The sequence below is a fragment of the Enterobacter sp. PL_is379 genome (genome assembly GCF_055817355.1).
Map to the genome: position 1 here is coordinate 82,816 of NZ_JBVPGT010000018.1, position 10,306 is coordinate 93,121.

General features: G+C 58.5%; 10 protein-coding genes. 2 read left to right on the forward strand and 8 right to left on the reverse strand.

From position 1 onward, the window contains the following. Positions 1-29: 29 nt before the first annotated feature. Entirely contained in the window at positions 30-1,913 is a 1,884-nt protein-coding gene (locus tag AC0TOY_RS01930; protein WP_248164762.1) for a potassium transporter Kup, read from the forward strand. Positions 1,914-1,949: 36 nt separating this feature from the next. On the opposite strand, the gene AC0TOY_RS01935 is transcribed toward AC0TOY_RS01930, so the two are convergent. From AC0TOY_RS01935 to AC0TOY_RS01965, 7 genes are read right to left on the reverse strand one after another with little or no spacing between them, the layout of a single operon-like run. Next, positions 1,950-3,176: a Zn-dependent hydrolase gene (locus AC0TOY_RS01935; RefSeq protein ID WP_473721429.1), complete on the reverse strand. Its 1,227-nt coding sequence runs from the start codon at positions 3,174-3,176 to the stop codon at positions 1,950-1,952. Beyond that, a complete protein-coding gene (locus tag AC0TOY_RS01940) occupies positions 3,173-3,655 on the reverse strand; it encodes an L-2-amino-thiazoline-4-carboxylic acid hydrolase (RefSeq protein WP_048992032.1) in 483 nt (160 codons plus the stop codon). Before AC0TOY_RS01940 ends, AC0TOY_RS01935 begins: the two co-directional genes overlap by 4 nt. A 17-nt stretch (positions 3,656-3,672) precedes the next feature. Continuing rightward, the gene (locus tag AC0TOY_RS01945) at positions 3,673-4,830 is read right to left on the reverse strand and encodes a branched-chain amino acid ABC transporter substrate-binding protein (protein ID WP_473721430.1); all 1,158 of its coding nucleotides are present in this window, start codon (positions 4,828-4,830) and stop codon (positions 3,673-3,675) included. Between the two features lie 28 nt (positions 4,831-4,858). Continuing rightward, entirely contained in the window at positions 4,859-5,578 is a 720-nt protein-coding gene (locus AC0TOY_RS01950; RefSeq protein ID WP_473721431.1) for an ABC transporter ATP-binding protein, read from the reverse strand. Further along, complete coding sequence (locus AC0TOY_RS01955; protein ID WP_208762915.1) at positions 5,571-6,338, reverse strand: ABC transporter ATP-binding protein; 768 nt, start codon at positions 6,336-6,338, stop codon at positions 5,571-5,573. Before AC0TOY_RS01955 ends, AC0TOY_RS01950 begins: the two co-directional genes overlap by 8 nt. Further along, positions 6,335-7,441, reverse strand: coding sequence for a branched-chain amino acid ABC transporter permease (locus AC0TOY_RS01960; RefSeq protein ID WP_208762914.1), 1,107 nt, complete (start codon positions 7,439-7,441; stop codon positions 6,335-6,337). Before AC0TOY_RS01960 ends, AC0TOY_RS01955 begins: the two co-directional genes overlap by 4 nt. A gap of 8 nt (positions 7,442-7,449) precedes the next feature. Then, positions 7,450-8,400, reverse strand: coding sequence for a branched-chain amino acid ABC transporter permease (locus AC0TOY_RS01965; RefSeq protein ID WP_048992040.1), 951 nt, complete (start codon positions 8,398-8,400; stop codon positions 7,450-7,452). A 170-nt stretch (positions 8,401-8,570) separates the two neighbouring features. On the opposite strand from AC0TOY_RS01965, the gene AC0TOY_RS01970 reads away from it, so the two are divergent. Next, entirely contained in the window at positions 8,571-9,515 is a 945-nt protein-coding gene (locus AC0TOY_RS01970; RefSeq protein WP_157189239.1) for a LysR substrate-binding domain-containing protein, read from the forward strand. A 49-nt stretch (positions 9,516-9,564) separates the two neighbouring features. Here AC0TOY_RS01970 and AC0TOY_RS01975 read toward each other — a convergent pair. After that, on the reverse strand, positions 9,565-10,306 hold a 742-nt coding region (locus AC0TOY_RS01975; protein ID WP_473721432.1), incomplete at its 5' end, for a porin.

Consider the following 10,306-nt stretch of genomic DNA (forward strand, 5'->3'; position numbering starts at 1 on the left):
ACAGGATTATCTGACTCTTGCTGGAAAATATGAGCCTTCGCCACAGCAGTGAACCGTCCCAACCGCTCTCCCGGTTAACCCTGCTTGCAGGGGGGGCGCTGGGCGTCGTTTTTGGTGATATCGGCACCAGCCCGCTTTATACCTTCCGGACGGTACTTTCGCTCTCTGAGCATGACCCTACGCCCGGCGTCATACTGGGCCTACTCTCCCTGATCACCTGGACACTCATCCTGGTGACATCCATAAAATATGCCGCCTTCGCCATGCGAATTGATAATCATGGCGAGGGGGGCATCATGGCCTTAATGTCGCTTCTGGTGGAGAAAGGCAAAGGCGGGCGCTGGGTCATTTTTGCCGCCCTGATTGGCGCCGCGTTGATATACGGCGACGGCGCGATCACCCCGGCCATCTCCGTGCTTTCTGCCCTTGAAGGGCTGGAGATGGTGATCCCTGAGTCCCAGCCGTACATATTACCCCTGACGGTGGCAGTGTTGCTGGCGCTGTTTCTTATCCAGCCTTTTGGTACCGCCCGCATAGGGAAAATATTTGGCCCGGTCATGGCGCTGTGGTTCCTGGCGATTGCGGCCCTGGGCGTGCGGGGGATCGTTCAGCACCCCTCGGTACTGTTGGCCCTTAATCCTGCTTACGGCATCGCATTTTTGTTTTCGAACGGGTACACCAGTTTCCTGGTCCTGGGCGGCGTTTTTCTCTGCGTGACGGGGGCCGAGGCCCTGTATGCAGACATGGGGCATTTCGGTAAAAAGCCCATCTGGCTTGCCTGGTACGGTATCGTCTTTCCTTCGCTGCTGCTCAACTATGCTGGCCAGTCAGCGCTGATTCTGGCCGGTGCCGACAGCAAGCAAAACCTTTTCTACACGCTCTGTCCGCCTGTTCTCCAGGTTCCGCTCATCATTCTTGCCGCGCTGGCGACGATAATCGCCAGTCAGGCGATTATTACCGGCGCGTTTTCCATGACGCGCCAGGCCATTCAGCTTGGCTGGTTACCCCGGTTACGCATCAAACAGACGGCGGCAGAAAGCTACGGTCAGATTTATATCGGGATAATAAACTGGCTGCTGATGGTGGTGACCATCGGGCTGGTGGTGTTCTTTAAATCCTCCGATAAGCTTGCCGCGGCGTACGGCATCGCCGTGTCGTTAACCATGCTGATGACCACGGGGCTGTTGTTTGTGGCGATGCGGGAAGTGTGGCGCTGGAGCCGGGTCAGCAGCGCGCTTATTGCCCTCTGTTTCCTGGTGATTGATGCCACCTTCTTGTTTGCCAATCTAATTAAAGTCCTGGAGGGCGGCTATATCCCGCTGCTGATGGCCGCAGCCATTTGTACGGTGATGCTAATCTGGCACCGCGGCGTTAAGGCGGTCTCCGCATCGGTGGGCGAGAAGGGCGTCAGCGTGGATGCGTTCTTTGCCCAGCTTCAGCAAAAGACGGTGCCCAGAGTGGTAGGCTCGGCCGTGTTTTTGACCCGTACACAGAACAATATCCCACCAGTCATGCGCTGGCATGTCGCGCGAAATCGGGCGCTACAGCAGGATGTGTTGTCGCTGACCATTGATATACTCAATGTGCCCTACGTCGGGGAAGAGCAGCGTATCAGGGTGGAACAGCGCGCGCCGGGCTACTGGCACGGCGTTGCGCAATATGGGTTTATGGAACACCCGGACATTCCGCGGTTGTTACAGGGGGTCAGCGAGATTAACGCGCTTTTTGCCACGGATGATGCCACCTGGTATGTCGGGCATGAAACCATTGTGGCAGGCGAAGGCGGGGCCGGTATGGCGGCCTGGCAACGGCACATTTTTGCCTTCATGAAGCGCAACTGCACGCACGTCATCAACCACTACCACCTTCCCAGCGATCGGGTGGTTGAAATCAGCCGGCGCGTTGCCGTCTAGCGTCGCGCGAAAGCAGGGGGCTGCTTTCGCGCCGTTCTAGCTCTCCTGGGCCGCGGACAGGACGCTGTGCAACAGCACGTTCGCCCCTTTCTCCGACCACTCCGGCAGGATCCTTTCCGCTTCGTTATGGCTGACGCCCTTCACGCAGGGGATAAAGATCATGCTGGCGGGCGCAATTTTGCTCACATAGCAGGTGTCGTGTCCCGCACCGGAGACCATCGGTTTCGACGAATAGCCCAGTTCCGCCACGGCCTTCTCCGTACGAGCGAGGCATTCGGCATCAAACGCGATGGGCGCGTAGTCAAAAATGCGCTCAACGAGAGCCGACACGCCGCGCAGGCTCAGGCTTTCAGCCACCTTATGCAGCGCCGCTTCCATGGCTTCCAGAGCCTGCTGCGCCGGATGGCGAAACTCCACGCTGCATTCCACACGAGACGGCACGACGTTGCGCGAGTTTGGCGTAACCTTCGCCATACCGATCGTCGCGCGTCCGTCCGGCGCATGCCGATAGCCAATCTCTTCCACTTTCAATGCCAGCTCAGCGAAGGCGGTCAGCGCGTCACGGCGGCTGTGCATCGGCGTCGTGCCCGCGTGAGCGGCGAATCCGTCCAGCGTCAGGGTAAACCAGCGCTGGCCCATTGCCGCGCGGACTAAGCCGATATCGATGGCTTCATCTTCCAGGATCGGGCCCTGCTCGATGTGCAGTTCGTAGCAGGCGTGAACCGGAAACGCGCGGGCAGGGGTTTCACCCCGGTAGCCAATCTTATCCAGCGCTTCGCCCACGGTGATGCCATCGTTATCCGCGCGGGCATGGGCGTACGCTTCGCTAAACTGCCCCGTCCAGACCCCTGAAGAGAGCATGGCTGGCGCAAAGCGCGCGCCTTCTTCGTTGGTCCAGTTCACCAGCACAACGTCACGCTCCGTCTCAACGTGATGGTCATTGAGGGTACGCAGCAGCTCAAGCCCGGCCAGCACGCCGTAAACCCCGTCGTAGTTACCGCCCAGCGGCTGGGTATCCACATGTGACCCCGTCAGGACCGGGGGAAGCTGCGGGTTTTTCCCCGCGCGACGGATAAACATGTTGCCCATGCTGTCGACGTCACAGGTAAAACCCGCGTCCATCGCCCAGTCGCGCAGCAGGTTGCGCGCAACACGATCTTCCTCGCTCAATGCCAGACGGGTGACGCCACCGGCGGGCGTGCCGCCGATCTGCGCCATCATCTCAAGCGTTGACCACAGCCGTTTGGCGTTGACGCGGATCATGGCTTGTCCTTGCTGCTGCGGTAGCGGAAATCACAGCACGAGCCGCCCTGCATGATGGTGGTGGTGCGGGTTAGCTCAACGTCCGGCGCATAGCCAACGATGAATTTTTCATCCCGCGCGCAGGAGAGCAGATGACCAATCTCGCCCAGCCCCATCTCGTGGTACATCTCCGCGTAGCGACAGCGGGTCACGTTGTAGTTGTATTGCTGGTCGTCGGCGTCGATCACCTTCACCTCCAGGGCGTTATCCTTCTCCCACAGATACTGCAGGGCGATAAAGCTCTTGATGTTCGCGCCGTTGGGTTCTTTGCTGGCAAACGCTTTACCAGCGTCAATCGCTGCCTGCTCAATGGCCTCGCCAATCACCGCCTGGGCGCGGGCTTTCCCTATCTCGCGCACCAGGATTTCATAAATTGGCTTAATAATTTCTGCTTCAATTTTGCGGCGGGCGAGAATGCCCAGCTCGTTATTATCACTCATCACATTGCCTCGCTGCGTTACTTCGCTTTTGCGCCGCCCAGCACGGTCTGCGGCTGCCATTTGCCGTCGACCACCTTGTAGACCGTGAACGACGGCGATTTCAGGTTGCCCTCTTTATCAAACGCGATCTGCCCGGTGACGCCGGAATAGCTGATGGCGCGCAGGGCAGGCAGATACGCGGAAGGCTCAACGGAGTCTGCTTTTTCCATCGCCGCAACCAGCACGCGGGTGGCGTCATAGGCGAACGGGGCGTGCAGTTCGATATGGGTGTGGTAGCGGGACTGATAGGCCTGTTCGAATGCCTTTCCACCCGGCATCTGGTCAACGGGCAGACCCGGCTCCAGCGCCACAACGCCTTCGCCTTCTTTCTGCGCCAGCTTGAGGAACGTCTGGCTGACGAATCCGCCTGCGCCCATCAGCGTGGCATTCATGCCCAGCTGTTTGATGCGACGCGCCAGCGGTGCGGCCTGGCTGTCGACGCCGCCGAAGAAGATCAGATCGGCGTTTTTACTGCGGATGGCGGTCAGTACGGCGCTGAAGTCCACCGTTTTGTCATCCACGTACTGACGATCGACAATTTTCACGCCCTGGGCTTCCAGCGATTTAATAAACTGGTCTGCCAGACCCTGACCAAATGCGGTACGGTCGTCGATCACCGCAATGCGTTTGGCTTTCAGCGTATTCACCGCGTACTGACCTGCAAACTGACCGCCGTCATCGTCGTGTCCCATCACGCGGAAGCTGGTATCAAAACCTTGTTGCGTATAGGCGTGACCGGTCGCGACCGGTGCGACCTGGGCGATGCCCGCATCGTGATAGACACGTGCGGCAGGAATGCTGGTACCGGTGTTCCAGTGACCGACGACGCCCGCCACGCCGCTATCCACCAGACGCTGCGCGACGGCCACGGCGGTGCGCGGGTCGGACTGATCGTCTTCGGACTGCAGTTTGAAGGTCACCGCTTTGCCGCCGATGCTCGGGTGCTGCTTGTTAATGTCGTCAATGGCCAGCTGCGCGCCGTTCTCCAGATCTTTACCGATACGGGCAGACGGGCCGGTGAGCGGGCCCGCGAGACCGATAACCACGGTTTCGCTGTCAGCGGCCCACGTGGCCGGCGAGGCAAAGCTGCCGAGGAGGATAGCGGCGCTGAGCGCACTGATTTTTACTGTTTTCATTGTATTTCCCTGATGTTGGCTGGTGTGGTTAAACGGGCATTTCGCCCAAATAAATTTGTGCAATCTGGTCGTCATTGAGCAGCGCTTTCGATTCGCCATGATGAACAATGCTGCCGCTGTCCATCACCCACGCGCTGTCGGTGACTTCCAGCGCGAGACGGGCGTTTTGTTCGATGAGCAGCAGGGCAACGCCGCGCTCGCGCAGGCCGGCAATGACGGTAAAAATGTTTTCAACCATCTTCGGCGCGAGGCCCATCGACGGCTCGTCGAGGATCAGCAGGCGCGGGCGGCTGAGCAGGGCGCGGTTAAGGGCCAGCAGCTGTTGCTCACCGCCGGACAGCAGGCCGGCAAGCTGATGCTGGCGTTCGCCCAGGCGCGGGAAGCGCTCGAATATCTCGTTCATTTCGCGATTAAAGGTGACAGTGTCACGCCTGAGCCAGGCGCCCATCTGCAGGTTTTCCAGGACCGTCATGCGGGAGAAGATCCCGCGGCCCTCCGGGACCATCACCAGCCCGTCGCGCAGTAGCGCCTCGGGCCTGTGTCTGCGGACGTCTTTACCGCGGAATTCAATACTGCCGCTAAAGCTTTCCAGCCCGGTAATGGCGCGCACGGTGGAGCTTTTCCCCGCGCCGTTAGCGCCGATCAGCGTCGCCTGTTCACCCTCGTGCAGGGTAAAAGAGACATCCCGGACGGCCTGAATACCGCCGTAATGCACGTCCACACGTTCCACCTTCAGTAATTCAGACATGGGCGTTGCCTCCAAGCCAGGCGGCGATCACTGACGGGTCTCGACGTACGTTCTCCGGCGTGCCGCTGGCGAGCGTTTTGCCGTAATCCAGCACCGTCAGGCGATCGCAGATGCCCATCACCAGCTTGACGTCATGCTCAATCATCAGCAGGGTTTTGCCATCATCGCGCAGGCGGATTAGCAGCTCGCCGAGCGCCACTTTTTCCGCTGCGTTCATCCCGGCGGCGGGTTCGTCCAGCGCCAGCAGCAGCGGATCCGTTGCCAGCGCGCGGGCAATCTCCAGACGGCGTTGATGACCATAGGCCAGATCGCAGGCGCGGTAGTGGGCGAACCTGGCAATGCCGGTGTACTCCAGCCAGTGCCAGGCCAGTTCCCGGGTCTGCCTCTCTTCCTCGCGAGCGCGTTTGTGACGGCTCAGCGCGGCCCACAGGCCGTTACGGGTGCGCACGTGGCGACCCACCATCACGTTTTCCAGCACCGACATGTCGTTAAAGAGGCGCACGTTCTGAAACGTGCGGGCAATCCCGGCGGCGGTGACTTTCTCAATGTGCTTTGGGAAATAGGGCTTATCGGCAATCGAAAATTCACCACTGTCCGCCGGATAAAGCCCGGTGATCAGGTTAAAACAGGTGGTTTTTCCCGCCCCGTTGGGACCAATCAGGCCGTAGATCTCACCCTTGTTCACGGCGATCGAAACGTCATCCACGGCGGTAAGCCCGCCGAAGCGTTTTGACATGTTGCGTACGGTTAACAGGCTCATGCTTTCACCTCCTTGTGGCGAACCGGCCAGATGCCTGAAGGACGCACCAGCATGACCAGTACCAGCGCCAGGCCGTAAAACAGCTGACGCAGCACTTCCGGGTCAATCAGCACCGTACCGAACAGCGCCTGCTGAACTGGCGCTGCCTGACTGCGCAGCAGTTCCGGCAGGGCGGTAAGCAGTATCGCGCCGAGGATCACGCCAGGAATGTGTCCCATACCGCCCAGCACCACCATCGCCAGCACGGCAATGGACTCCTGTAACGTGAAGGATTCCGGGGAGACAAAGCCCTGAAACGCGCCGAACAGGGCACCCGCCACGCCGCCAAAAGAGGCACCCATCGCAAAGGCCAGCAGCTTATAGTTACGCACGTTGATGCCCATCGCGCGCGCCACATCCTCATCTTCACGGATGGCGTGCCAGGCGCGACCAATACGGGAATGCTGCAGGCGCAGGCAGACAAAAATAATCGCCACAATGACCAGCATCAGCAGGTAGTACCACAGCCACAGGGCAGGCACTTTGAAACCAAACCAGTGGTATACGCCGCTGAACTTCAGGCCGAACAGGTTGAGCGTATCCACCCCGGTAATACCCTTCGCACCGTTGGTGATGTTCACCGGTCGGTCGAGGTTGCGCATCAGAATGCGGATAATTTCGCCAAAGCCGAGGGTTACTATCGCCAGGTAGTCCCCGCGCAGCTTCAGCGTAGGAGCACCGAGTAAAATGCCGCAGACCGCCGCGACGAGCGCCGCCAGCGGTATAATCAGCAGATATGAGGTGTGCAGCCCGTCAGGGAACCAGACGCTGAGGACAGGAAATACCGCCAGAAGGTGTGGGGAGGCCATTAGTGCCGCAAGGTAGGCGCCGACCGCGTAAAAGGCGATAAAGCCCATGTCCAGCAGGCCGGTATAGCCCACCACAATATTGAGCCCGAGTGCCAGCATGATGTAGAGCAGGGCGAAGTCGATCACACGTACCCAGTAGTTGCCGCCAAGCTGCGTGGCCATTACGGGAGCAATCAGCAGCGCGAGGCAGAACAGGACCATGCCTGACCAGAATTTGCGCGTCGTCGTCGGGGCCTGAAGTTGAAGTGTTGTCATGGTATTCCTTACGCCCTGTGCGCCACGCGCTCGCCCAGCAGGCCAGCCGGGCGGAAGACCAGCACCAGGATCAGCACCATAAAGGCAAAGACATCCTGATAGTTGCTGCCAAATACGCCGTGGGTGAGTTCCCCCAGATAACCTGCGCCCAGCGCTTCGATAATGCCGAGCAGGATCCCGCCAATCATTGCGCCACGAATGTTACCAATGCCTCCCAGCACGGCGGCGGTAAAGGCTTTGATCCCCGGCAAAAAGCCCATTGAGAAGCTGGCGTTGCCGTAGTTGCTGGCCATCATGACGCCTGCCAGCGCGGCAAACACGCCGCCAATGGCGAACGTCAGGGTAATAATGGCATTGGGGTTAACCCCCATCAGCGTGGCCACGCGCGGGTTTTCCGCCACGGCGCGCATGCCGCGGCCCAGACGGGTGTATTCCACCAGCAGCCATAGCCCGGTCATTACCGCAAGCGCCAGCGCCACGGTAACAATGCCGGTGACGGTCACAATCGCAGGGGGATGCAGTTCACTTCCTGCCGTCACGGCGATCGGATCCATGGGCAGGATCTGCGGGAACATCAGCGGGTTGCGCGTCCAGATAATCATCGCCACGGTTTGCAGCAGGACCGAGACGCCGATACCCGAGATCAGCGGTGCCAGGCGTGGGGCGTTACGCAGTCGACGGTAGGCAAACCGCTCCACGGCCATTGCCAGCAGGGCGCAAACGGCCATGGCAATCACCAGGGCAACACCAAGCTGCAACAGCAGCGGCATGTGTGGAAAGGTGGTATTCAGGGCGTTAATGGCGGAAAGCGTGGTGAGCGCACCGACCATCAGAATATCGCCGTGAGCAAAATTAATAATGCGCAAGATGCCATACACCATGGTATAGCCCAGCGCGATCAGCGCGTAGATGCTTCCCAGCATCACACCGTTGATCAGTTGTTGTATGAGTGTATCCAACGTCTGTACCCGCAAAGTGCTGTTTCTGCGGCTACCATCCAATAAATGAATTAAATTGTAAAATACACATATATTATTTCTTATGATAAACCGGCATTGCTTTATCTTAATGATTTGTATAAAGATAATGTAATCGCGTTTCCGGCTAAAAAGCCTAAAGAAATCAACATATGAATAAAACAGAACAATCGGCAGATTTGTCCGCGTATGCAGACAGTCGCCTGGCAAACGATCCGCCGCTTCGGGCTGTCCGTGCCTTTGAGGCCATCGCCCGGCTGGGCAGCGTCACGCTGGCCGCGCAGGAGCTGGATATCTCACCGTCGGCGGTCAGTCATCAACTCAAGGTGCTTGAAGGGTATCTGCAAATTCCGCTCACGGAGCGTCAGGGACGCAGGCTTGTGCTGAGCCAGCACGGACGTGAATATTACCGCTCGATCCGTGCGGCATTTAACGTGCTGCGCCAGGCAACGGAGCACCTGGCGGAGCAGGCGCAAACGCGTCAGGTCACCATCAGCCTAATCCCGCTGTTTGGTATGGGGTGGTTTATCCCACGTTTGCCTGCGTTTATGCGCGCCAATCCCCAAACCGAGATCAACGTGGTATATGCCAACCACCGTAACTATCTGAGCGACGCGTCGGATATGTCGATTCGTTTTGGCAACGGGCAGTGGGCGGGCTATCAGAGTGAAAAGCTGATTTCCGGTCAGATGGTACCGGTGTGCAGCCGCGCGTTTTTACGCATTCATGGCCATATCGATACGCCTGAGCAGTTGCTGCAAATGCCGCTCCTGCACGATGAAGAGCGCACGAGCTGGACGCAGTGGTTTTTGTTGCAGGGGGTAAAACGTCCTCTCCGGCGCAGCGGCCCGCTGTTTGAAGACGGACTGTTGACGCTGGCGGGCGTACAGGCTGGTCTGGGCTGTGCGCTAATGCGTGAGCCGCTGATTGCGCCGTATCTTGAGAGCGGCGAGCTGGTGAAGATATTTGACTTACCGATTGATGACGGGCGCGATTATTACCTCTGCGTGCGTACAGACTCAGAGATGACCGAGGACGGCAAGCTGCTGCAAAACTGGCTTCGTTGGGCTGCGAACGGAGAGTCGTCAGCCGGATAGGAAGATAAAAAAAGCCAGCTTGTTCAGCTGGCTTTTGTAGTGACAAAATTTAGAACTGGTAGGTCAGACCCAGCGCCACGATGTTGTCGGTACCGATGCCTGCCTGGCGAGTGAACTTGTTGTCGTCGAGCAGGTTGATTTTGTAATCCACGTAGGTGGACATGTTTTTGTTAAAATAATAGGTCGTGCCAACATCGATGTATTTAACCAGATCCTGGTCGCCGAAGTTTTCGATGTCTTTGCCTTTAGACTGCAGGTAAGCGATGGATGGACGCAGGCCAAAGTCGAACTGATACTGAGCCACAACTTCGAAGTTTTGCGCCTTGTTGGCAAAGCCGTAGATGTCGGTACGCTTGTTGTTAGAAGTACCGAAGCGGGTTGCGTTATAGGTCTGAGAGTACTGCGCAGCAAGGTAAATGTTGTTCGCGTCGTATTTCACACCACCGCTGTATACTTCAGCGCGGTCGCCTTCACCGTATACGCCAGCCGCATTCTGGTCAGCGGTACGACGTGAAGAGGACATTGCGCCACCCACGCTGAAGCCTTCACCCAGATCGTAAGTCAGGGATGCGCCATAGCCGTCGCCGTTCTGGTTCAGCAGGCTGCGACCGCTGGTGTTTTCACCCTCTACGCTGCCGTTTTTGCCCTGGTACTGCAGAGCAAAGTTCAGGCCGTCCACCAGACCAAAGAAGTCCTGGTTACGGTAGGTCGCGACGCCGTTAGCACGTTGCTGCAGGAAGTTGTCAGCGCCGTAGGTATCGCCGCCAAATTCTGGCAGAACGTCAGTCCAG